The 23,580-nt window shown below is 41.6% G+C and carries 21 protein-coding genes; 10 read left to right on the forward strand and 11 right to left on the reverse strand.

Annotated features, from left to right (window positions below; translation table 11 throughout):
- Positions 1-38: 38 nt before the first annotated feature.
- The 4 genes from ACNO7B_RS16585 to ACNO7B_RS16600 all read right to left on the reverse strand — a co-directional run bounded on the left by ACNO7B_RS16585 (position 39) and on the right by ACNO7B_RS16600 (position 3,297).
- A complete protein-coding gene (locus ACNO7B_RS16585) occupies positions 39-494 on the reverse strand; it encodes a GNAT family N-acetyltransferase (RefSeq protein ID WP_203143766.1) in 456 nt (151 codons plus the stop codon).
- 109 nt (positions 495-603) lie between these two features.
- Positions 604-1,212 carry a bifunctional 4-hydroxy-2-oxoglutarate aldolase/2-dehydro-3-deoxy-phosphogluconate aldolase gene (locus ACNO7B_RS16590; RefSeq protein WP_417901720.1) on the reverse strand — a complete coding sequence of 203 codons (609 nt, stop codon included), beginning with the start codon at positions 1,210-1,212 and terminating at the stop codon, positions 604-606.
- Complete coding sequence (locus ACNO7B_RS16595) at positions 1,184-2,200, reverse strand: sugar kinase (RefSeq protein ID WP_417901721.1); 1,017 nt, start codon at positions 2,198-2,200, stop codon at positions 1,184-1,186. Before ACNO7B_RS16595 ends, ACNO7B_RS16590 begins: the two co-directional genes overlap by 29 nt.
- 86 nt (positions 2,201-2,286) lie before the next feature.
- Positions 2,287-3,297 carry a LacI family DNA-binding transcriptional regulator gene (locus ACNO7B_RS16600; RefSeq protein ID WP_410684316.1) on the reverse strand — a complete coding sequence of 337 codons (1,011 nt, stop codon included), beginning with the start codon at positions 3,295-3,297 and terminating at the stop codon, positions 2,287-2,289.
- A 257-nt stretch (positions 3,298-3,554) separates the two neighbouring features.
- Between ACNO7B_RS16600 and kduI the strand changes: the two genes are divergently transcribed.
- The 5 genes from kduI to ACNO7B_RS16625 all read left to right on the forward strand — a co-directional run bounded on the left by kduI (position 3,555) and on the right by ACNO7B_RS16625 (position 8,977).
- Positions 3,555-4,382, forward strand: a complete 828-nt coding sequence (gene kduI / locus ACNO7B_RS16605) for a 5-dehydro-4-deoxy-D-glucuronate isomerase (protein WP_017368169.1) — start codon at positions 3,555-3,557, stop codon at positions 4,380-4,382.
- A 4-nt stretch (positions 4,383-4,386) separates the two neighbouring features.
- The gene (kduD, locus tag ACNO7B_RS16610; RefSeq protein ID WP_417901722.1) at positions 4,387-5,160 is read left to right on the forward strand and encodes a 2-dehydro-3-deoxy-D-gluconate 5-dehydrogenase KduD; all 774 of its coding nucleotides are present in this window, start codon (positions 4,387-4,389) and stop codon (positions 5,158-5,160) included.
- A gap of 104 nt (positions 5,161-5,264) precedes the next feature.
- Positions 5,265-6,731 carry a spore germination protein gene (locus ACNO7B_RS16615; protein ID WP_035389723.1) on the forward strand — a complete coding sequence of 489 codons (1,467 nt, stop codon included), beginning with the start codon at positions 5,265-5,267 and terminating at the stop codon, positions 6,729-6,731.
- A 3-nt stretch (positions 6,732-6,734) separates the two neighbouring features.
- Positions 6,735-7,835: a GerAB/ArcD/ProY family transporter gene (locus ACNO7B_RS16620; protein WP_072367375.1), complete on the forward strand. Its 1,101-nt coding sequence runs from the start codon at positions 6,735-6,737 to the stop codon at positions 7,833-7,835.
- Positions 7,832-8,977, forward strand: coding sequence for a Ger(x)C family spore germination protein (locus ACNO7B_RS16625; RefSeq protein WP_410684314.1), 1,146 nt, complete (start codon positions 7,832-7,834; stop codon positions 8,975-8,977). The genes ACNO7B_RS16620 and ACNO7B_RS16625 overlap by 4 nt, the downstream gene beginning before the upstream one ends.
- Positions 8,978-9,181: 204 nt before the next feature.
- Here the strand turns inward: ACNO7B_RS16625 and ACNO7B_RS16630 are convergent, their stop codons facing one another.
- Positions 9,182-10,579: a glycosyltransferase gene (locus ACNO7B_RS16630; protein ID WP_417901723.1), complete on the reverse strand. Its 1,398-nt coding sequence runs from the start codon at positions 10,577-10,579 to the stop codon at positions 9,182-9,184.
- A gap of 290 nt (positions 10,580-10,869) precedes the next feature.
- Positions 10,870-12,234, reverse strand: a complete 1,365-nt coding sequence (locus ACNO7B_RS16635; RefSeq protein ID WP_417901724.1) for a sugar porter family MFS transporter — start codon at positions 12,232-12,234, stop codon at positions 10,870-10,872.
- Between the two features lie 271 nt (positions 12,235-12,505).
- On the opposite strand from ACNO7B_RS16635, the gene ACNO7B_RS16640 reads away from it, so the two are divergent.
- Together ACNO7B_RS16640 and ACNO7B_RS16645 are read left to right on the forward strand one after the other, a co-directional pair.
- Entirely contained in the window at positions 12,506-13,471 is a 966-nt protein-coding gene (locus ACNO7B_RS16640; protein ID WP_017360001.1) for an LCP family protein, read from the forward strand.
- Between the two features lie 316 nt (positions 13,472-13,787).
- A complete protein-coding gene (locus ACNO7B_RS16645) occupies positions 13,788-14,669 on the forward strand; it encodes a Cof-type HAD-IIB family hydrolase (protein WP_417901725.1) in 882 nt (293 codons plus the stop codon).
- A 56-nt stretch (positions 14,670-14,725) separates the two neighbouring features.
- Here ACNO7B_RS16645 and ACNO7B_RS16650 read toward each other — a convergent pair whose 3' ends face one another.
- The 5 genes from ACNO7B_RS16650 to pgsB form a co-directional block, all read right to left on the reverse strand.
- A complete protein-coding gene (locus ACNO7B_RS16650; protein WP_138826575.1) occupies positions 14,726-15,949 on the reverse strand; it encodes a C40 family peptidase in 1,224 nt (407 codons plus the stop codon).
- A 106-nt stretch (positions 15,950-16,055) separates the two neighbouring features.
- Complete coding sequence (locus ACNO7B_RS16655; protein WP_008343253.1) at positions 16,056-16,226, reverse strand: hypothetical protein; 171 nt, start codon at positions 16,224-16,226, stop codon at positions 16,056-16,058.
- On the reverse strand, positions 16,223-17,389 hold the full coding sequence (locus tag ACNO7B_RS16660; protein WP_417901726.1) for a CapA family protein: 1,167 nt from the start codon (positions 17,387-17,389) through the stop codon (positions 16,223-16,225). Before ACNO7B_RS16660 ends, ACNO7B_RS16655 begins: the two co-directional genes overlap by 4 nt.
- An 18-nt stretch (positions 17,390-17,407) precedes the next feature.
- Positions 17,408-17,857: a poly-gamma-glutamate biosynthesis protein PgsC gene (pgsC, locus tag ACNO7B_RS16665; protein ID WP_007497520.1), complete on the reverse strand. Its 450-nt coding sequence runs from the start codon at positions 17,855-17,857 to the stop codon at positions 17,408-17,410.
- Between the two features lie 15 nt (positions 17,858-17,872).
- Positions 17,873-19,054 carry a poly-gamma-glutamate synthase PgsB gene (gene pgsB / locus ACNO7B_RS16670; RefSeq protein WP_007497522.1) on the reverse strand — a complete coding sequence of 394 codons (1,182 nt, stop codon included), beginning with the start codon at positions 19,052-19,054 and terminating at the stop codon, positions 17,873-17,875.
- Positions 19,055-19,801: 747 nt separating this feature from the next.
- Between pgsB and ACNO7B_RS16675 the strand changes: the two genes are divergently transcribed.
- From ACNO7B_RS16675 to ACNO7B_RS16685, 3 genes are read left to right on the forward strand one after another with little or no spacing between them, the layout of a single operon-like run.
- Complete coding sequence (locus ACNO7B_RS16675; RefSeq protein ID WP_417901727.1) at positions 19,802-21,283, forward strand: spore germination protein; 1,482 nt, start codon at positions 19,802-19,804, stop codon at positions 21,281-21,283.
- A complete protein-coding gene (locus ACNO7B_RS16680) occupies positions 21,273-22,370 on the forward strand; it encodes a GerAB/ArcD/ProY family transporter (RefSeq protein WP_410684305.1) in 1,098 nt (365 codons plus the stop codon). The genes ACNO7B_RS16675 and ACNO7B_RS16680 overlap by 11 nt, the downstream gene beginning before the upstream one ends.
- Positions 22,360-23,502, forward strand: coding sequence for a Ger(x)C family spore germination protein (locus ACNO7B_RS16685; RefSeq protein ID WP_410684303.1), 1,143 nt, complete (start codon positions 22,360-22,362; stop codon positions 23,500-23,502). Before ACNO7B_RS16680 ends, ACNO7B_RS16685 begins: the two co-directional genes overlap by 11 nt.
- Positions 23,503-23,580: the final 78 nt, after the last annotated feature.

Raw genomic sequence — 23,580 nt, forward strand, 5'->3', positions numbered from 1 at the left:
AAAAAAGAGCTGCTTATAAAAGCATACTCTCTCGACCTCTATAATTCCTTTGTCATAAATAAACTGTTTGGATCTTCTTGGTATGAACCAAAAGGCGGACAATATTGAAATCCAAAGCTCTCATATAATTTTCTTGCCGGTTCAAAGAAAGCAATCGCACCTGTTTCAAGGCTGACTCTTTTATAACCCCGCCGCTTCGCCTCTTGGAGAAGGTGAGTCAACAGATACTTCGCCACGCCTTTTCGCATATGGGCTGCTGCCGTCCTCATCGATTTGAGTTCACCATGTTCACTTGATAGCTCCTTGATGGCTCCGCAGCCAAGAAGCGCCTCTCCATCCCTTGCACTCCATACTGTGACGTCTTGTTTTTTCAGATCGTCTAACGGAAGGGCATGAATGCTTTCTGGCGGTGAATGTTTTTTCATCTCTTCTAAATGAGCTTGAATTAATTGTTCTATTTGACCATCTTTTAGTTCATCTTGTTGAATGTACATATCGACCTCTCCTTTATGCTCATTTTACGTGAAAAGATGCGTCTTCTGAGCTTTTTTGTCAGATAAACGAACAAACAACCGGCAGTCATCCGCCGGTTGTTTATGTGAACTACATGATGGTGGAAGAAAGAACAGCCTGTAATTCTTCTGCTGTACTGCTTTCAAGCTGGCTGCCGACACCTACTGCCACAGCTCCAGCTTCAAGCCACTTTGGCACATCGACTGGATGAATGCCTCCTGTTGGGATGAACTCAATCTCTGGAAACGGACCTTGCAAATTTTTCATATAGGACAAACCGAAGGAGCCGCTCGGAAAAAGCTTTAACACGCTGTATCCATTTGCTTTCGCCTGCATAATTTCACTCGGGGTCAAAACACCTGGCACGTAGAGTGTATCGTGAAAAGATAGGTGCTCTCCGATGATAGGAAGATATCCCGGGCTGACGATAAATTGAGAGCCGGCTTCAATGGCTGATTGTGCCTGCTCAAGCGTTGTAATCGTTCCGGCTCCGACAATCAAGTCGTGGTCATGCTGGTAAGATGCAATGATCCGCTCTGCATTGGGCGTGGTATATGTCACTTCGATGGCCCGCACCCCTTTTTTCTTTAAACGAGCAATCATCTCTATCCCCTCTGCTTCACTACCTGCTCTGACCACCGCAATGAGTTTACAAGCTGCGAGCTTCTCTTTAACGCTCATACTTGCTGACTTTCCCATACCTCTCATCTCCCTTCATATCGTATCGCCTTTGATAACGTTTGGATTCTTTTATAAATGCCTGAAGCTCTTTTCGAGTCGGCAGTCCCTCGTGATCTCCTGGGGACATGACTGCAAGTGCTCCAATGGCATTGCCTCTTGTCACCGATTTTTCATATGATAATCCGTCCAGCAGACCGCTCATCACTCCCACTGCAAATCCATCACCAGCTCCGACTGTATCCACGACATGAGACACATGGAAACCATCCACTACACCTTGGCCGGATGCACTTTTGAAATAGGCTCCTTCCGCTCCCAGTTTAATGACCACAAGCTTGACACCTTTTTGTAAATAAACATCCGCAATCGCTTCCGGCTCATGACATCCTGTGAGTCTTTGACCTTCTGCAAGCCCTGGGAAAAACCAATCTACTTGAGCAGCCATCTGATTCACCGTATGAATCATGTCTTCTTCCTCTTCCCATAGTTGAAGTCTCAGGTTCGGGTCAAAGGAAATGGTTTTTCCTGCTTCTTTCATTTCTTTAAGGGCATGAAAAGAAAACGCTCTCATTTCACTAGACACAGCAGGCGGGATTCCGGTCATATGAAGATGTCTTGCCTGCTGAAAATAAGTGGACGGGAAATCGCTTGGGTTCAATGTACTCGCAGCAGAGTCTTTTCGGTAGTACGTCACATCAGGGTCTCCATCGATGACTTTTGATTTAAGCAATATCCCTGTTTTGGCTCCATCATTTGATCGGAGTACTGCCTTCGTATCGACCCCTTCTTTTTGAAGCTCTTCTAAAATAAATGTACCAAGTGAGTCCGCCCCGACCTTGCTCATCCAACCAACGCTAAAGCCTAATCTTGCCAAGCCGACCGCAACATTACTCTCTGCACCAGCAAGTGCTTTTTGAAACGTATGCACTTGGTGAAGCTCGCCAATTTCTTTTGCATAAAACATCGCCATTGATTCCCCAAATGTGATCACATCCAATGCTTTCACTGATTTCTCCCCTTTCTTGGTACCGGTTTCAAAACAGTTGAAAAAGAGAGAGCATGCACGTATGTATACTCTTCTCTGCCTGACGTTTATAAAGATTTTCTCACAATGATTTCTCCATCAAGTTGAATGGTCTGGGGTGCACTCTTATCTCCTTCAAGACGTGTCTTGATTTTTTGCATCGCCGCTTTCCCCATCTCATGAGATGGCTGCGCCACCGTAGTGATGCCTGGCCCGATCAGCTTATACCATTCTGTATCATCAAATCCGGCAATGCCTATCTCCTCAGGAATCTTCACCCCAAGATCGACGAGTTCACTGATGAGCTTCAGCATGAGTAATCCATTGCCTGCTAAAATCGCTTTTTTCTGATGGTTTGATTGTAAAAAACGACAAATCTCATCTCGCATTTGTTCCTTTTGCTTTAAATTGATTTCTGCAATCATAGGTGTCTTATGTTGACTCATGACCGTCTGTTCATAGGCTTCTTTTCTTTCTTCACGAGGACTAATCCCATCGACCGGTTCAGTAAAGAAAGCGATATGTTCGTAGCCTTTTTCAACCATTTGATGAAGTAGACGAGCCGTGATGTCACGGTTATTCGTTGTGACGGTATCGACCTTGAGCTCAGGTAACTTACGGTCAACAAGAACAATCGGTACACCATTTTGCTTAAAGTCTTGCAAAATGTCATTGTTTTGACCGGTCGTATTAATGATCAGTCCTTCAATATAATGCGCATTCAGCTTCAGAAGCATTTCTCGTTCTTTTTCTGGGCGATTATCTGTGTTACACACCATGATGCTGTATCCATATTCATCACAAATCTCTTCCACACCACGAAGTGTCGCAACAGAGAACGGGTTCGTAATATCAGCCACAATAAAACCAATGACCTTACTCTTTCTTACTTTCAATCCTTGGGCAAGCTGACTCGGACGATAATGGAGCTCCTCAATGGCTTTTTTAATCTTTTTTACCTTTTCAGGAGAAATTTCATTTGTTCTGCCATTGATGTATCTGGATACCGTTGATTTTGAGACACCTGCATATGCTGCAACTTCGTTAATGGTGACTTTCGTTTGCTTTTTCTCTTTCATACAAAAAACTCCCAAGATCGATCTTCTCATTTGTTTCGAAACCGATTTCAAATAAACTTAAAAAAAGCATACCACAAGTTGAACTGTATCAGAAGATTTTTTTCATGAACATGAAGAAAAAAAGCTTTTGCACAATTAAAGAAAGCGATTTCAAATTAACGGTTGACGCCGCCCTCTTTTTCCTCTAGAATTTTCCTTGAAACCGATACCAAATAAAACAATCATATGTTTCAGATGGAAAGGGAGGCTTATCTCAAATGGAAAATCGTTATGCTGTACATCCTGAGCAGGTCAAGCGTTTTACAACAGAGGAACTTCGTCGTCATTTTCATATTCCGACACTTTTTGTCAGTGGTGAATTGAAGCTGTATTATTCGCATGAGGACCGTGTGGTGATTGGCGGTGTTATGCCGACATCGGAACCGATCAAGTTGGATGCCGGCGACTTTTTACGTACAGAATATTTCCTTGAAAGACGGGAAATTGGCATTGTGAATGTCGGCGGCCAAGGTACGGTCACAGTCGATGGTGAGTCATTTGTGCTGGAGCATAAAGATTTCTTATATATTGGACTTGGACACGAACATGTACAGTTTGCTAGTTCATCAGGTGAGCAGGCCAAATTTTATCTTGTGTCAGCCACCGCTCATAGAGCGTATCCGACACAAAAGGCTGCGATCGCTGAATTAACACCGAATCATTTAGGGGAAGCATCCGCCTCGAACGTACGGAATCTGTATCAGGTCATTCATGCAGACGGCATCCAAAGCTGCCAGCTTATGATGGGCATCACTCAGCTTGAAACCAATAACACATGGAACACGATGCCTGCTCATATACATGACCGGCGGATGGAAGTGTACTTATATCTTGATATAGAGGAAGACGCACGTGTCTTTCATTTTATGGGGGAGCCATCTGAAACGAGACATCTCGTTGTGGCAAATGAAGAAGCCGTCATCTCACCTGCCTGGTCCATTCATTCAGGCTCAGGTACCGCAAATTATTCATTTATTTGGGCAATGGCGGGAGAAAACTATACGTTTAAAGATATGGACTTTGTCCCGATGGACCAGCTGAGGTAATGAGATGACGACGACATCATATGTAGCGTCCCTCTTTTCCCTCGAAGGCAAAACAGCTCTTGTCACAGGTCCTGGAACTGGTATTGGGCAAGGGATTGCCGTAGCGCTTGCCCGTTCAGGTGCAGATATCATCGGCACCTACCACCATACGCCGCTTGATGAAACAAAAGAACTTGTCGAACAGACCGGCAGATCATTTCATGCGATTCAAGTAGACTTTTCAGATCCTAAGTCCGCAAAGCGGGATGTTGATGCCCTTTTAAAGAAGCATTCAATTGATATTTTGATCAATAATGCTGGGACCATTAAAAGAGAAGAGGCCGCTCAATATTCAGAGGAAAACTGGCATACTGTGATGGATGTGAATATCAACAGTCTCTTTTTCCTCACGCAAAAGGTCGGACAGCAGATGCTGAAAAAAGGGCAAGGAAAAATTGTCAATATCGCTTCCCTTCTATCATTTCAAGGTGGTGTCTTTGTTCCCGCTTATACAGCAAGTAAGCATGCTGTCGCAGGTTTGACGAAAGCTTTTGCAAATGAATGGGCAAGTCAGCATATTCAGGTCAATGCGATCGCGCCTGGTTATATTGCAACCAATAACACGCAAGCCATTCGTGACGATGCGAACCGGAATGAAGAGATTCTGAAACGAATCCCCGCTGGACGCTGGGGACGGCCTGAAGATCTAGCAGGTGCTGCCGTCTTTCTCAGCTCCCCTGCCTCTGATTATATGAACGGTCATATTTTAACCGTAGATGGCGGCTGGCTGGCGAGATAAACATGTGAAGAGAATTCCTATTTTAGGGGATTCTCTTTTTTCTATTTGCATAATTCTTCTCCTTCCGAGTCACTCTATAAAAAAAGACATGAGGGTGAGGTATTATGAAAAGTCGTATTGAACAAGATATAGAGTCCGTCATTCAGCGTGTCAAAAGCTTTGCCGGCAAAAGTGATGATATCGTGTTCCACTCGTTTTCATTTGGTCCTTCCGCTGTCTCTGCATGTCTCGTGTACGTTGAAGGACTCACAGAATTTGAGATGCTTTCCAAACAAATCATTTCACCTATGCAAAAGGAACTGACCATCACCGAGGTCGACCACACCACACTTTCTTCCCTTTCTAAAACGTTCTTTGGTATTCAAAATGATGTGCTGGAAGATATGAACCTTGCCATCGAGCAGTTATACAGCGGCAGGGCTATTTTATTTGTGGATAGAGCCACTCAAGCGCTTGCGCTCCATACGAATCTTTTTCAATTTAGAGAAGTAGAGGAGCCACAATCAGAAGTTCTTGTAAGAGGACCCCGGATTGGATTTATTGAAAATCTTGAAAAAAACACGGCATTGCTTCGTGAAAGAGCAAACGACCCGAACCTTGTCATTCAAAAGGTAAACATAGGAACTCGCAACAAGAAATCTGCTGCTCTTGTGTATGTTCGTGATATCGCAGACCCCAAACTAGTAGATGATGTATTCTCTCGTATGAAGCAAATCAAAATGGATGATATTCCTGAATCCGGCTATATTGAACAGTTGATTGAAGACAGTCATGTCTCTATTTTTCCGCAGATTCAAAATACAGAACGTCCTGATCGGGTGATTGCCTCTGTGCTAGAAGGAAAGGTGTCTATTTTGCTCGATGGGACGCCCTTTGCCCTCATTATGCCGATGACTCTCACTGCCTTGATGCAATCACCGGAGGATTATTATCAAAGATGGACAAGTGCGACTCTTTTGCGTTTGCTCCGTTATATTGCCGTGCTTTTGACGATCTTTTTACCGGGACTCTATATTGCCCTTGTTTCCTATCATCCTGGTTTATTACCAACACGAATGGCACTTACCATCGCAGGCAGCCGGCAAAATGTGCCCTTTCCTCCTGTAGTGGAAGCCATTTTGATGTCGTTTACGATTGAACTGCTGCGGGAAGCTGGACTTCGTCTTCCTAGGGCAATTGGGCAGACGATTGGACTGATTGGCGGCGTCATTATTGGACAGGCGGCTGTCCAAGCCAATATCGTCAGTGCTTTAATGGTCATTATTGTGTCTCTGACGGCACTAGCCGATTTCACTGCTCCATCATATGATTTCAGCTTCCCCTTACGCATCCTGCGGTTTATGGCCATCTTCAGTTCAGCCATGTTTGGATTATACGGCCTCATCATGTGTTATTTATTTGTACTTTGTCATTTGATGCAGCTAAAGACCTTTGGTTTTGACTATTTCACACCTGTTTTGTCTTCACCGTTTTCAGATTTAAAAGATACGTACGTTCGTTTACCAATAGGGCTATTTAAATCAAGACCGAAAACAGCCAAGACAAAAAATCTCAAAAGACAAGGAGAGTAAACGATGTACAGAGCTGAGAAGCTATCATTGTTACAAGTCACCATTCTGTGCAGCTCTACAATGATAGGCGCTGGAATTTTAACCATTCCACGCAGTTCTGCCAATTCAGGATTCCCTGATGGCTGGATCATTGTATTAATACAGGGAGTCATCTTTGCTTTCGTTGCTTTTTTGCTAGGTTGGATTGCGGAGAAGAATGCACCGGATACCATTTTTGAATCGAATACAAAAGGAGCCGGTGCCTTCTTTGGCACAATCTTTAACCTAATGCTGATCGGTTATTTACTAGCCATTGTTGGCTTTGAGGCGCGTGTACTAGGGGAAGTGGTTCAATTTTTCCTGCTGCAGTCGACCCCGATGACCGTGATTGTGATGATTTTTTTACTGGTGGCCACCTATCATTTGAAAAGCGGAATTTTTCCGGTAGTGAAAATGGTGACATATATTTATCCGATGACCATGATCATTTACATTGGGCTCATGCTGTTTAGTTTGAAAATATTTGATTTTGATTACTTACGCCCGGTAATGGCTCACGGGTTTAAAGATTTTAGTAATTTGTTCTCTCAAACATTTATTCAATTTACAGGCTTTGAAGTCATTTTGTTTGTCGTACCGCTTATCTATAAAGACAAATGGTCAAAAGCGAAATGGGCCGCAGCGATCGGTGTGGGGATCACCACACTTATTTACTCCCTCACGCTCTTTATTGTGATTGGTTCCATGACGGTTGGAGAAACGAAATCACTCACCTGGCCCACTGTCTCCCTCATTCAAGCGCTAGAACTAGAAGGGGTCTTCATTGAACGCTTTGATATTTTCTTACTGACGATCTGGACGTGCCAGCAGTTTATTTGTATGCTTGGCTTTTTCCAATTTGCTATTAAAGGCTGTCAAACGGTGTTTAAGACAACCAATTTAACGAGACTGCTATGGTTGCTGTTTTTGCTGACCTCAGCTCTCTCTCTTTTTCCGAGAAATATCAATGAAGTCTTTTACTACTCGACTTTACTCGGCTATGCATTATTCGCTGTTTTAGCGATTCCTTTTATAACAGCTATTCTACTCATGATACGTAAAAAATGGGGAGGTCGATCTGCATGAAAGGGCGGCGTTTATGGCTCATCTTTCTGTCTTGCTGTCTTTTGCTTTTATCGACAGGTTGCTGGGACTTAAAAGATATTGAGAAATTATCGTTTGTGCGCGGTGTTGGCATTGACGAGGAAGATGATAACGGAGTCAAACTCACCTATCAAAACCTTGTCCCTAAAATGGGCGGAACACAAGAAGCAGATTCCCCTGGCTATGTGAATGTCGTCTCAAAGGGGAAAAATGTACTGGAAGCAGTCAGCAATGTCGCTTTGAAGGACCCGCCGATTTACAGTGATCACCTCAAAATCTTTTTGTTTGGCAAAAATCAAGCCGAGCATCATGATATTCAAGGAACACTCAACCACTTTATACGAGATGATGAGGTTCGAAGAAGCAGCTACCTCTTAGTGTCACGCCATGAGGCATCAAAAGTCATCAATCAAAAATTAAAATCACAACAAAAGGTTCCAGTCGAGCATATTTTTGAAACATCAAAAAACCGGAGCTTTAACGGGAAAATTTTACTGCCAACACGTATTGGCCGAGCGTCGGATTACTTTCAGATGGGTACAAGCTTTCTTGTCCAAAGTGTGGATGTTGTAAACGGAGAACTCACCTATGATGGCGCAGGCATTATCCATGGGAAAACGCGAAAGCTGATAGGGTTCATTCCAGCAAAAGATGTCCAATCTTTAAACTGGGTCATGAATCGCATCTCAGGCGGAGTCGTACCCGCCACCTACAAAGGCTTTCCGATTACGTATGAAATCAAGAAAGCAAAATCCAAGATTGAACCCTATCTGAAGAACGGAAAGATTTCCTTTAAAATAAGTGTACAAACAAACGGGAAACTATCAGAAGATCAATATCCCCCTGAAAACTCATACGATGAGCAATACATCAAACGATTTGAGCGCATTTTTGAACGCAAAATCAAAGAACGCATTCAAAAAGCTGTCCACCACATGCAAAAAGAAGTTGGCGTTGACCCGATCCTTTTAAATCGGCAGGTGCGCATCAAGTATCCAGACTTTTGGGATAAGCACCGCAACGAATGGGATACACTATTTCAAGAAGTAGACATTGCATATGACGTAAAAGTCAGCATTTTGAATTTTGGTGCAGAAGGCGCAACGAAAAGCTTTAAATGGTAGCACAAAAGGCGGTTGACCGCCTTAGATGGTTGACAAAGGGCTAAAATGAACTTTGTTTTAGCCCTTTGTCTTCTTTTCAGCGTGATAGAAAACCTTTGCAGTCTAGGAAGGACGAGTACCGGAGCAGAGCGAATGAAGGATTCGCGAGCACCGGCGCAGAGGACTGACAAAGAATGCGAGGGTTTGCCTACACGCTGAGGCGGATTACCCGGAGGGGGAACCGCCTTTTTTACGTGCAACGATCAAAAGCTGATAGAGCGTCACTTGATCAGATAATGCTTTTGTTTGAAAGCCAAGTGACTCTCCTACTCTCGCCACTTCGTCAAAAAATAATTGAACGTTTTGATCAATTGGCACATTGATGGGCTGTTCAATCACGCGATGAAACAAATGGTCTGGAAAGAGCGCCCGCATTGTATTTGGTGTGAAAAATCTCATATGTGTTCGATCTAAAATCCCCACATCTTGATACGTAAAATCACCTGCCATTAAAGGCAGCAGTACTTCCGCATGCATCATATTAGGTAAGCAGCAAATGATCACGCCACCTGTTTTTAAAGACGCATGCGCTTGAGCAATCATCTGCCATGGATCTGACACATGCTCTAACACATCAGAAAAGATCACAGCATCAAAAAAAGCTTCTTTCTCTGACCAAGGATACAACTCCGCTTTGGTCTCAATCACTTCTTTGTAATACGCCTTTGCGATCTCTGCTTTTAATGCATCTCCCTCTACTCCATACATGTCAACGGACTGCCGGTTGATCAGTTCAAGTCCTGTCGCCCCAGCACCGCAGCCAACATCCAGCACACATACGGCATCCTCAGGGAGCAGTGCTGCAAAATATGGATGGGGCGTTATCAGATTTAAATCAATGCCCCATTTATCTAAAAAACGAAGCCTGTTCTCCGCAAACAACGTAGAGATGTTCGTTTCTTCATTGGCATTGAAGGTAGCATGACCGTGATGATGCACAAAAGAATCATGGACGATTTGCAGCTGGTACCCCTTCAGCAATGAGCGCAGACAAAGGTCATCATCCTCAAATGATCCATATACAAATCGCTCATCAAATAACCCTACATCCTCGATCAGCTCTCTTTTGACCAGCAAACAAAAACCAACAAGTCTGTGCACATATGTTCTTTGACCTTTTCTCGAAGCCGTATATGCCTTCGCAAAGGCAGGAAGCTCCTTCACATCTGTGTAAGATGGCTGAACGAGCTGAGGACCACTTACATAATTGGAGACAGGCCCTACCATGCCAATACGCTCTGATGCAAAAAGGGCTTCTCTTAAAGGCAAAAGCCAGTTTTCGGTCACAATCGTGTCGTTATTTAAAAAAAGAAGACTATCTCCTGTTGCCTTTTTCGCCCCTTGGTTACAGCCCTTGGCAAAACCTTGATTCTTCTCGTTGTCAATCAACACGACATCTTCCAGTTGTCTCACATATTCCTTTGTTCCGTCTGATGAAGCATTATCCACGATAATGAGTTCATATTCATCACGCCGAGTATGCTTCTTGATACTGTCGATACATTTTTTCGTTAGGTGCAGTTCATTGTACGTCAGCATCACAATGCTCGTTTTTCCTTTCATCTCATTTCCACCTTTCGCCCGCCTGTTCCATATGTATGTCATAGGCAGCACGTTCAGAAGATGAGTGATTGTCCTTTCTTGATTAAACGTTTGTTTAACAAAGGGCTAAAATGAATTTTTTAGCCCTTTGTCTTCTTTTCAGCGTGATAGAAAACCTTTGCAGTCTAGGAAGGACGAGTATCGGAGCGGAGCGAATGAGAGATTCGTGAGCACCGACACACAGGACTGACACCGAATGCGAGGGTTTGTCTACACGCTGAGACCAGCTGCCTCATGCAGCTGGTCTTTTTTCATACCGTTTCCCCTTCGTCATTCACGACGGCACGGTTTCTCTTTTTTAAATCTTCTTCAATCTCTTCAAGACTTTTCCCTTTCGTTTCTGTGACTAAATATTTCACAAATAAGAAGGCACCTATACCGATGGCTGCATAAATAAGGAAAAGGTTACTGATGCCAATTGCACTTAACAAGGCTGGGAATGTGAGCGAGATGATCAAATTCCCTGTATGCAGTAGGAAGGTCGATACCCCCGTACCGATTCCCCGGACATGTACTGGGAACAGCTCCGGCAGCATCACCCATACGACCGGGCCCCAGCTGACAGCAAAAATGACGATGAAAAGTCCTAAACATATAATCGTCGTCCACCCTGCAGCTATTGATCCCTCGAAAAAACGATTGACCACTGCTAGAACTATCAAACTAAGAACCATCCCTACATTTCCAAATAGGAGTAACGCTTTCCGCCCGACACGATCAATGATTTTAATCGCAACAAACGTCATGACAACATTGACTGCACCAATTCCTACAGTTCCTAAAATGGCTGCTGAATCGCCAAAGCCGACACTTGTGAATGTTTTTGGTGCATAATAAATGATCGTATTTGTCCCAATAAACTGCTGTAAAAAGGCTAAACCGACACCAGCAATTAAAGCGGGGCGCACCCATGGTTCGAGTAATTCCTTAAGACCGCCTTTTTCTTCACTTTCTGCTTTTTGAATATCCGCAATTTCGTCTTCAACTTCTTGCTTGCTTTGTCTAAGTTTTGACAATATTTCTTTCGCCCGGTCCGCCTGTCCTTGGACAAACAGCCAGCGAGGACTTTCTGGCATAAACAAAATACCACATAACAAGAGCACAGAAGGAACAACGGCAATTCCAAGCATCAGACGCCATGCCTCTGCATCTGCTAAAACGTAGTTCACAATATAGGCAAGAAGAATACCAAATGTGATCATGAGTTGGTTTAATGAGGAAAGTGCCCCTCTTGATTCCTTTGGTGCAAGTTCAGATAAATACAATGGAACAATCGTCGTCGAGCATCCGACAGCAAGTCCTAGCACGATTCGGAATAAGACCATGACCTCCGTATTCGGTGCAAGGGCTGTTCCAAATCCGCCGATAATAAATAAAATGGCTGCGGCGATAATCGCTTTTTTCCGTCCGAATTGATCTGTTAGTTTTCCAGAAAGAGAAGACCCGAGCATCGCCCCGATTAAAATCGAGCTGACTACAAGTCCCTCTGTAAATGCATTTAAACCTAAATCCTCTTTCATAAATAAGATAGCGCCAGAAATGACACCTGTATCGTAACCATATAAGGCGCCGCCAAGTGCGCCGAAGAAATAAAGCCACCCATTCCGATTTTTCATGATCATAACCCCTCTTTTATCTATGTAATGACTGGATGTTTCTCTATGAAAAATCATTTTCCTCACTTCCTGTCATTTCAAACATTTCGATGTTTTATGACAAATATATTTCATTTGCGTATCATTGAAACTTTTTTAGATAAGGAAACGTCAATTAAGCGTTAGTGAAAAAAATGTCGCACTATATCCCGTTTTAAGGTATATTTGTTTTAGTTTGTAAACATAAAAGAAGGACATCTTTACTATAAAATCATAGCGAGGGTTTAAATATATGGATCAAACAAGAAGTAAACGCAAAGGCAAAAAGCGTTTAAAACCATGGGTGAAAGTCACTCTTTTTATTTTTGGTATTCTTTTACTGACAACCGCTTCTGTTACCGGCTATGCCTACTATAAAGTGACATCGGCTGCGAAAAAAGCACAAGTCTCTCTAGACCGCGGTGCACAATCTGTCAAACGGATTGAAGCATTTGATCCTGGGAAAGACAGCTTTTCTGTCTTGCTGCTTGGCATTGACAGCAGACCAGGCGAAACCGTCAAACAAGCACGAAGCGATGCAATGGTATTAGCGACAGTAAATCGTACGAATAAAACCGTGAAATTATTAAGTATTCCAAGGGACTCATATGTTAATATTCCAGGTCATGGTTATGACAAAATCACACATGCACACGCATTTGGTGATGCAGACCTCACGGTGAGTACAGTTGAGAATTTACTAGATATCCCTGTCGACTTTGTGATAGAAAGTAATTTCAAAGCATTTAAGGAAATTGTGAACGAATTAAACGGTGTTTCCGTTAACATTAAAGATGAATATGTTGTGAAACAGATTCTTAAAGATACAAAGGGCAAAGTTCAGCTGCAAACAGGTACTCACACATTAGATGGTAATCAAGCTCTCGCTTATGTGAGAACAAGAAAAGCAGACAGTGATCTCATGCGCGGACAGCGTCAAATGGAAGTTTTAAAAGCCATTTTCGATAAATCAAAATCAGTAACGTCTATTCCGTCTTATGACAATATCATAGATACTCTAGGTGATAACGTCTCAACTAACCTGTCAATGAAAGAACTAGTCGGTCTTTTCCCACTACTCACTTCATTGAAATCTGTTGATACGATTCAACTAAAAGGATCTGATTACCAGCCAAATGGCGTTTATTATTACCAATTGGATCAAAACCAACTGAACGAAGTCAAAACGGAATTAAAGAAACAGCTTGAATTATCATAAACACAGAAAGCGTCCTTTTGGGCGCTTTTTATGTGCTGAAAAAGGTGTTTGCGCTTTTTCTTCTTTTCAGCGTGATAGAAAACCTTTGCAGTCTATGAAGGACGAGCACCGGAGCACAGGACTGACAAAGAATGCGAGGGTTTGTCTACACGCTAAAAGCGTCCTTTTGGGCGCTTTTTCTTATATCCTTGATCAATTGACCATTTTTGTTTAGCCTTAAAGAGAGGAATCCACGATCCGACTCTTTCATGAGAATGAAGGAAATCGTACATACTTTGAAGAGGCTATTGCATGAATGAAGGAGGATATAACAGCAATGAAAAAAATGATTGCGATTGATTTAGACGGTACACTCTTAAATACGAAAAGTGAAATATCCGCTCAAAACCGGCAAGCATTGATTCGTGTGAAGGAAGCTGGATATATTGTGACCATTTGTACAGGGCGCGCGACTTTTGATGTAAAAGAGCTTCTTGGGGATTTGGACATTCCCATTATTGCGGCAAATGGAGGAACTGTCCATACAGAAGGGTACAAGCTCTTCAGCAGAATCACCCTTGATCAAGAAGCTGGAAGACGTGCTGCAAAGGAATTAGTGGAACGGAACATTTATTTCGAGGTGTATACAGACGATGCCCTCCTTTCCCCATTTGATGGAAAAGAAAAGCTCAAAGCTGAATTTGATATGATCAAAAGCGCCAATCCTCATGAAGATGTAGCTGATTTATGGGAAGGGGCGATGACTCAATTTAAACAGTTTGGCATCAAACCTGTCGATGACATCCGTCAAATTTTTGAGTCGAATGAACCAACTTATAAATTACTATGCTTCTCATTTGATATGAATAAGCTGCAAGAAGCACGAGATCTTCTTTCTAAGATGCCTGAGCTCTCCTTGACCTCATCTGGAGAACATATCATTGAGGTACTGCCAAAAGAGTCAGGCAAAGGACATGCCCTCAAGAAACTTGCGGCATATTATGGCGTAGACCGATCCAATATTTATGCGATTGGTGACAGCCCTAATGATCTATCCATGTTCGATGAAGCAGGACACAGGATAGCGATGGGGAATGCGGTGGATATCATTAAAGAAAAAAGCACCTATATCACAAAAGGCAACCACGAAGATGGCGTCGCTTATTTTATTGATCTGCTTTTGCAGAATCAATTCCAAGAAAAAAAGACGCTTGTCTGATCAGCGCCTAGTGAGAAGTCGAGAAGTCCGATCTGAGCATTGATCGGGCTTTTTCTTTATTTTTTAATTCTAACAGCCGTCTCATATTTATCCTTCCAATACGTACTTGTTTTCATATTGGTAATGACAACGCCATTTGAAACCGTCACATGAATGACTTGATTTGAACCAGCATAAATGGCTGGCATCAACGAAGTCCCTTTAAAAAAGACAAGATCTCCTGGCTTTAGTTCCGATCGTTTCACAGGTGTACCTGCTTTAACTTGTCCCTGCGCATAGCGAGGCATCTCAATTCCAAGCACTTCTTGATAGATATACTGCGTGAATCCTGCTGTATCAAAGCCTTGCTTTGGGCTCGCACCACCTTTTACATAGGGTACTTCTCCAATATACGTAGCGGCTTTTGATACGACTGGGTCTTCTTTCGCTAGTTTCAGCTCAGTTAATCGTTTCGCACCTGTCCATTTCTCACGCCAATACGATTCAGACAAATAAGAAATCGTCACACTTTCCGAACGGCTCGCATGAATAAAGCGGTCTCCTCCGATGTACATTCCTACATGTGAAATTCCTTTTTTATACGTGTTGCTAAAAAAAACAAAGTCTCCAGGGCGAATATCGTCTCGTGCTACTTTCTCTCCAACCATCCATTGCTGCTCAGCACTTCTTGGTAAATAAATCCCAAGTGATTTTTCGAACAAATATTGTAAAAAACCTGAACAATCGAATCCTACTTTTGGATCTGATGCCCCGAATACATAAGGGATTCCTAAATATTTCATCGCATCTTTCACCAGTTGATCATCCGACATCTCTTGGGAGACAGGCAGCCGTTTGACCGCATAGAACCGATCGGTCCAATATTTACTTTTGCTGACATCTGTTTTCACCACCCCTTGACTGAGTGTGATGTGGATCACTTGATCATTTCCAGCGTACAAAGCAACATGTGTCGGGATGTCTTTTGTTTCTTCAAGACTGCGAAAATAGACAAGGTCTCCAGGCTTCGCTTTTTCCCATGATACGTTTTCACCGATTTGGTATTGATCAATCACCTTTCGCGGCAAATCAAATGCACCTGTTGTTTTATATACATATTGTATAAAGCCAGAAGCATCAAAGCCCGTTTTCGGATCGATTCCTCCTTTATGATAAGGCGTGCCTATCAGCGTTTCCGCTTGTTTTAAAGGAGATGTTGTTTGAGCAGACACCTCTGTTTGAGACATAAACATGAGTCCTACAATGGCACATCCTCCAAGCAGTATTCCTTTCCATTTCATCCTCTCTTCCTCCTTTCTTTTATAGTTTCGACATGACCCCTTTCATTTTACACCTTTTTCCGTCAAAAAAGAGCACGCCTCGCGTGCTCTTTTCATCATCATTTCTTTATTTACTCGCTTCCGCTTTTGACTGCTTTTGCTGTTCAATTTTCTGCATTTCAACCGAGATCTTTTGTTTCTCATGATCTGTGAGGCTGTCACTAAATTTAAAAGCAGACATAAAGACAAAGACTAAAATTAACGCAACAAACGGCCAGCTTGCTTTAAGGAATTTCATTTTTTATCCTTCCCCTCGTTTTCTTTTAATGTTTGAACTTTATCAGAATGATCGACTTCAAAGAAAATATGTCCGTCTTTTTCTTTCCAATCCGCATTCGTGCCATTTGTCAGCATACGGATAATCGATTTTGATTCAAGAGATCCTGCCTTGACTGGAGCAGGTGTCGCTTCTTTGATGTACATTGGAACCACTTCAAATGTCGCTTTTCCATCTTCATTCAGATGATACTGAACAATGGCAGAATCACGTGTTCTTGACCAGCCTTGGTCAAAAATAAAGTTCCCCAAGCTATAGAAGATCGCTGTTCCGTTATAGACTTCCATCGGCTCAAGAACGTGCGGGTGTGCACCAATAATGATATCAGCACCAGCCTTTGACATCGCTCTTGCCAGCTCTCTTTGTCTGTCGTTTACTTCATTGTTATATTCCTGTCCCCAGTGCGCATGAACAACAACGATATCTGCCTTTTCAGCAGCTTGTGAAATCATCGGAATAAAGATAGATGGATCAGCTGGTAGAATACCTGCCTTGCGATTTGTTGCTTTAAAATCTTTTCCATATACATCTGTAAAACCAAGGGTAGCGATTTTAACGCCATTCACTTCTTTGTATGAAATGTTCTGCTTCGCATCATTGACGTTGCGCCCTGCCCCTGTATAATCCATGTCAGCTTTTTCAAAGGCATCGAGCGTGTTATTTAAGCCTTTTTCACCGTAGTCTGCTGCATGGTTATTCGCAAAGTTTAGTACAGAGAAATTCAAATCCTTTAACGCTTGTACAGAATCTTCATCTGTTTTCAAATGAATATTCTTTTGTGCTGCCTGTTCCTTATCTGAAGCCACTGGATGCTCAAAATTCCCTGTTACATAATCTGATACATCAAAATACGGCTTCGCATAGCGGAACAGGTGCTGCTTTCCATAGCGGTCTGTTACTTTCTCTACATTTCTTCCAAACATAATATCTCCGACAAACGAAGCGGTCAGGATGTTTTCTGGATTCTTTTCTACAGTTGGTACTTGTGCTTTCCCGATAAATGTAAATAGAAATGTACAGGCAATGACAATCGGTAAAGCAATCAGTACGTGTTTATTCGTCTTTTTCTTTTGGTTCTTTGTGATTTTCAGCAGCTTTTCCTGAAAGCTCAATTTTTTATTCATCATTGGACACACCTTATCTTAAAATAGATAGTAAACATACATGATGGCAAATGTTGCACCACTTAGAAGTAATGTGCTTCCAAGGGTAATCGTAAGACCTTGCTTTTGAATCGTATTCGCAATCAATCCAGGCACGATGATTCCGATTCCGCGGAATTCTGCTATTTCAAACGGAACCACTGGATAGAAGAAATCAAATATGAGCTTTAAGGCAATTCCTGTAATCAGCATCGCCGCAAACTTTCTGCGTCCGTACAAAATCATAAATTTCGATAGACCAAAACGAACGATCACATATGTCAGCAAGCTGACAGATAAAACAACTAAAATGAAGACTGGCTGGTTAAAGACGAGTGCCAGATAACCTGGAACAACCAACCCAGCTGGTACGATTCCTGTTTTTTCTGCAAAGATTAAACTGAGTAGAACACCTAAAATTAACGAGATATAAAGATCTGATCCGAACATTTTCTATATTTCCTCCTAGCTGACAAGCTGCTTAATTTTGTATTCTTGAATTTTTTCGATTAAAGGTTCAGCGGCGCCGTGAATATTGCCGACTCCATAAACCACTCGATTATGAAGCTTTTTCTCAAGCATGTTCATAATTTGTTCTGTAGATTGATATTCAAGGTTGTGTAAGTGGTCAGCCGGAATTTTTCCATCCTCAAATGCCTTCACAATTGGATCTGTCGTTTCACCAATTAAGACAAGATCACTTGCTTCAATATAAGGAAGTACATCCTCCGCAAACTGGATCGTTCTATCTACGCGATCCGCACGACAGTTCATGATAATAATCGGTTCATCTGTTGGATACCCAATTTCCTTCACACGCTTCCAAATGTTCAATGTAGATGCTGCGTCATTAGCCGCAAATCCATTTACAAAATGTCCAGGTGTTTTTGCGTCCATTAATGGAAGAATTCTCATCGCTCCTGGATCAGGCGGCGCATTTAACATGCCTCTAAATGCCGTATCTTCATCAATTCCCAATGCTTGTGCGACACCAAGTGCAAGTGAAGCATTATCCGGGAACACCATGTACTCAAATTTCCGTAAATACTCATCGGTAATCTTGGAATTATCTGCAACAATCACTTCAGTATTGCGTTTTTTCGCAATCTCTTTAAAGAAATCTGTATATTCACTATCCGTAATAACCAAGTGCCCATTGTAAGGAATTGTCGCTGTAAAGGCTTCAGCTATTTCATCAAGAGTTGGCCCCATCACATCCATATGATCTTCAAGAACGTTTACGATCACGCCAATATTCGCTTGAAGCAGCTCTTCCTGAAAGATAATTTGGTAATCTGGATTCACCGCCATACATTCACTGACGATGGCATTTGCTCCTCTTTCAACGGTTTCTCTCATAACTTCTTTCTGCTCTCCGATATTCGGTCCTTGCGGTTTCCTTTTAATCGGTTTCTCTTCTGGCGTATCCCAATAAATCATTCTTGCATCCGTTCCTGTTGTTTTGCCGACAGTTTTATAACCTGCCTCCATTAAGATACCGGTTGTCAATCTTGTAACGGTAGACTTTCCGCGTATACCATTAATATTGACGCGTACCGGCAGGGCATCGATATTTTTCTGATGACGCTTCTTTTCAATAAAGCCAATCCCTAACATGATGACACAGGCTATAACGATTAACCACATCGCTTATCTACATCTCCTTTTTTTATGAGTGTGATATGTAAATTCAATCAACAGTATATAGGTTCAGCATAAAATCACAATCGGTATTATGTAACATAATCTTTCACTTCCTCGTATGCCAAATTCCTCTAAACAGAAGGCGTAATTGCCTATCTCACGCTCAAATGAAAAGGCCAAAAGACGGACAAAATGACGACTGAATTTCTGCTTCAAACAAGAGAAAGCGTTACCATCAAACAGTGAAAAATCTTTTGTCCTTTTCTCCCTAAATTTTTCGACAATTATTAAGATGTATTTTGAATCAATGTTTTAAAGCCCTCTCATCTCTACGAAATCAGTCATATCAGTGCTTTAAATGAATAGTGCGTGTTTTAGAATATTTTATATTTTTAAATGAACAGGTTAGAAAGTCATCCTCATTGGTCAGAACGCTATGTGTTGACCTATGACAAAGGTCACCTGTCAAAAAATCAAGTCATCTGCTTATTTTCAGGTCACAAAAAATTGGGATAAGATGTCAAAGATTAATCATTTTGTTATAGCCTCTCTTTACGATATTCACTCCTTATGACCTAAACAATGAAACATTATTCATTTCTTTTTATCAAGATTCATCATTTCTTAACATTTTTAATGTGATTTTAGTTGAAAGTTGTCGGTGCGTGTCATGCTTTCCCCAAAGATGACGCATAAAATCATCTTCTCGGCTTACACTATGGTTAAAAAATCTGTGAGAGGAGGCTAAAGATGCCAAATACGAATGAGCAAACACGCTTACACTTTTTATCAGGCGGTTTTGAGGAAAAGATTCGGATTCTGAAAAAAGCATTTCAACAAAGCGCTGATTTTGAATACCGGGAATTGATGGTAAATGAAACGAAATCAGTGCTGTTTTTTATTAAAACAAGAGTGGATGAAAGTAAATTAAACAACTTCATTATTGGCAACTTGCTTGGCCCTCCTGGAAAACAGGACTATGCAAAATCTCTTAGTTCACTCGAAACAGGTGACTTGACGCTGATTGTCGACAGCATTATTGCCGGAAGTATTGCCTTCCTTGATGAAAAATCCGCACAGATCAAAATATTTGCTGTTGGACAGCCGCCGCTGCGTTCCATTTCTGAACCTTCTTCTGAAAGTATTATTGCAGGCGCACATGATGGGTTTGTTGAGAGTTTAGATACCAATTTATATTTGCTGCGTTCACACTTAAATGATCGAAAACTTGCAATCCAGTATCATAAGGTCGGTACAAAATCTGAAACAAAGGTTGCGACGGTTTATATTTCTGATATTGCCAATCAAGACAAGATAGATGAGGTTAACAAACGAATTTCTTCTATTAAAGTAGACACGCTGCTTAGCCCCGGTTCTATTGTAGAGGCGATTGAGGATGATTCGTATTCCATCTTCCCGCAGCTTATTGACACAGAACGACCTGACAAAGTGAGATCCGCCATTCTTGAAGGAAGAATTGTCGTCTTAATGGACGGCAGCCCAATGGCTATCATTCTGCCTATTACGTTCTTTAGTTTCTTTCAATCACCAGATGACTATAATAGCCGCTGGATTCCGGCTACATTTATTCGTATTCTTCGCTATGTTGCCTGTATCATCGCAGTGATTTTGCCTTCTTTTTATATTGCGGTCATTGGTTTTCATTATGAGGTGGTCCCGGATGAATTAGCGATTACGATGAAAAATTCCATCATCGGCATTCCTTTTCCGCCGTTAATTGAAGCAATGCTGATGGAGATTACGATTGAGCTCATACGAGAAGCAGGGGTGCGACTGCCAAAGCCAATTGGTCAGACGATTGGGATTGTAGGCGGTTTGGTGATTGGAGACGCTGTGGTAAAAGCTGGACTCATTTCGAATGTCCTTGTCATTGTCGTTGCCGTGACAGCTGTTGCCTCCTTTGTCCTTCCATCTTTTGAAATGACGTCAACCATTCGTATGCTGCGTTTTCCCCTCATGTTTATGGCATCGATGTTTGGGTTTATTGGCATTTCATTCGGCCTGTCGATCGTATTGATGAATTTATGCCGCCTCGAATCACTAGGTGTCCCGTACTTATCTCCAGTAGCCCCATTTAACTGGCAGGACTTAAAAGATACTGTGATTCGATTACCGATGTGGATGTACAAAAAGCGCCCTGTTTACTTAAATCCAAAAAAGAAAGAGCAAATTGAAAATTTGAGAGGATGGACAAATAAAGATGAAAAATAAAATATCTCCACCTCAGGCTGTCTTTTTTATCATTCAATCTCAAATTGGTGTCGGTATTTTAGCTCTCCCCCATTTGCTGATGAAAGACATGGGACACGATGGGTGGATGGCGATTATCTTAGCCTGTTTTTTCATTCAAATCATTAACACCATTTTTATTTACATCATTCAGAAGTATCCTGATACATCATTTTTCCAAGCCTTAATTGAAGTGTTCGGAAAATGGATCGGCCGGACTTTGGTGGCACTATATACGTTATACTTCGCCTCCGTCTGCATTGTTGTTTTATCCATTTTCACAAGAATTCTTGGCATTTGGGTGCTGCCGCTCACACCAAATTGGGTCATTAATCTATTACTGATGATCTCCATCATTTACATTGCAAAGGAGCAAATTACGGCCATCGTCCGTTTTAATTTCATTCTGACACCCTTTTTGCTCATGCTGTCTCTCTTAATGCTCTATTCATTAAAAGGAACCAATATCGACTACCTCATGCCTTTTTTCCAAGTGGACATTTCTCAATTTTCACTCGGATTAAAGGACGTCGTTCTATCTATGAATGGGTTCGAGATGATTCTCATTATCTCTCCATTGATGAAAGGAACCATTAAGGAACGATATAAAGTCATGACCATTGCCAATATATGCACGACGCTTTACTACCTATTTATTACATTGATTTGTTTTATGTTCTTCAGTCCGATTGAGCTTAATATCATTCCCAACCCTGTTCTTTATCTGTTAAAAACCATTTCGTTCGGTGTAATTGAGCGGACAGATTTGATTTTTCTCAGTTTCTGGGTATTTAACATTCTTGCCACACTCAGCAATTACCTTTACTTTTGTGCTAATGGCGTGGCAAGTCTTCTTAAGAAAAAAGAACATAAAAAATATGTCTTATATTTTGCCATTTTGATTTATGCCGCTAGCTGTTATCTTGCAACTGATAATTTTAGAATACAGCGCTTTAATGACTTTACCACCATCGCCCAATATTCATTTATTTACACACTCCCAATCTTTATGGCCATTATCATCTTTATCAAACATCGCAAAGGGAAGGTGAGATCACATGCGTCATAAGTACATACTGACGTTGCTTATGTGTCTTTCTCTCATATTCATGCCTGGCTGCTGGGATCAAAATTTATTAAAGAACATCTCTCTTGTGTTAACCTCCGCTGTTGATCAAGGAGAGGATGAAAATGCAAGATACTCGATTACTTATCGAAAGGTGCAGCAGTCTCAAAGTATGGAACAAGGAAATACAGGTAGCTTTTTAACCACTCTTCTCACAACTGAAGCCCCTACTTTAAGAAAAGCGAGAACCAACTTCAGCCGGATTGTGGATCAAAAAATAGACATGTCGAAAATGCGGGTGATGCTGATCGGTGATGAATTTGCCCAAAATCGTCTTCTGCCCTACTTAGATATGTTTTATCGTGATCCAAAAAGTCCCCTCCTCGCAAATCTTGCCGTTGTTCAAGGGGGGACCTGTGAAGAAGTGATTAACTCGTTGCTGAAGGAAAAACTCATCGTGAGTGACTATTTAAATAACTTGATCACAACCGCATCACGCTCCTCCCAAGTAGCACCTAAAAACATCCAAAGTATTCGATCTAAGATGCTACAAACTGGAGAGGACTTCACACTGCCGTTAATCTATTTTGATCAATCGAAGAAATTAATCAATGTCAAAGGGGTTGCTCTATTTGATAATGAGAAGAAGAAAGGCGAGCTGTATGGTCAAGATGCGATTCTGCTCACCGTAATGGACGGGAAAATGGGCAAGTATGCGAACTTCACTAAAAAAGTGAGAAGTGACATGAGGTCAAAAGAAAACAATTACATCACCATCCAAGTCACTGATGTGAAGAGAGACATCAAGATTCTGAATCCTGATCATCGAAACTTAACATACTCACTCAAATTTGAATTTAATACTTCTGTCCTTGAGTACCCAAAAGATAATCTAGATACAGATAAAAAAATTGAAATGCTCAACAAAAGACTTTCAACCATCTTGACAAAAGAAGCAGAAAAAATTGTTGCTACATTACAAGAAGCAAATTCTGACGTCTTAAGCCTCGGCAGAAAATACAGAGTCAGACATTATGATGAGTATATGAAAATGAATTGGGTCACCGATTATCCAAAAGTGAAAATCATCCCAAAAATCAAAGTGAACATTACCCAAACGGGCATTATTAGTTAAGAAAAGGAAGACGTCCTCTTTCTTTTCTTTTTTTATTTTTTTAAGATTGTCTTTTTAATGCTTTCGTGATAATCTATC

Origin of the sequence: Bacillus sp. AK25 (assembly GCF_048270685.1) — a bacterium.
In the GTDB taxonomy this organism is placed as follows: Bacteria; Bacillota; Bacilli; order Bacillales; family Bacillaceae; genus Bacillus; species Bacillus altitudinis.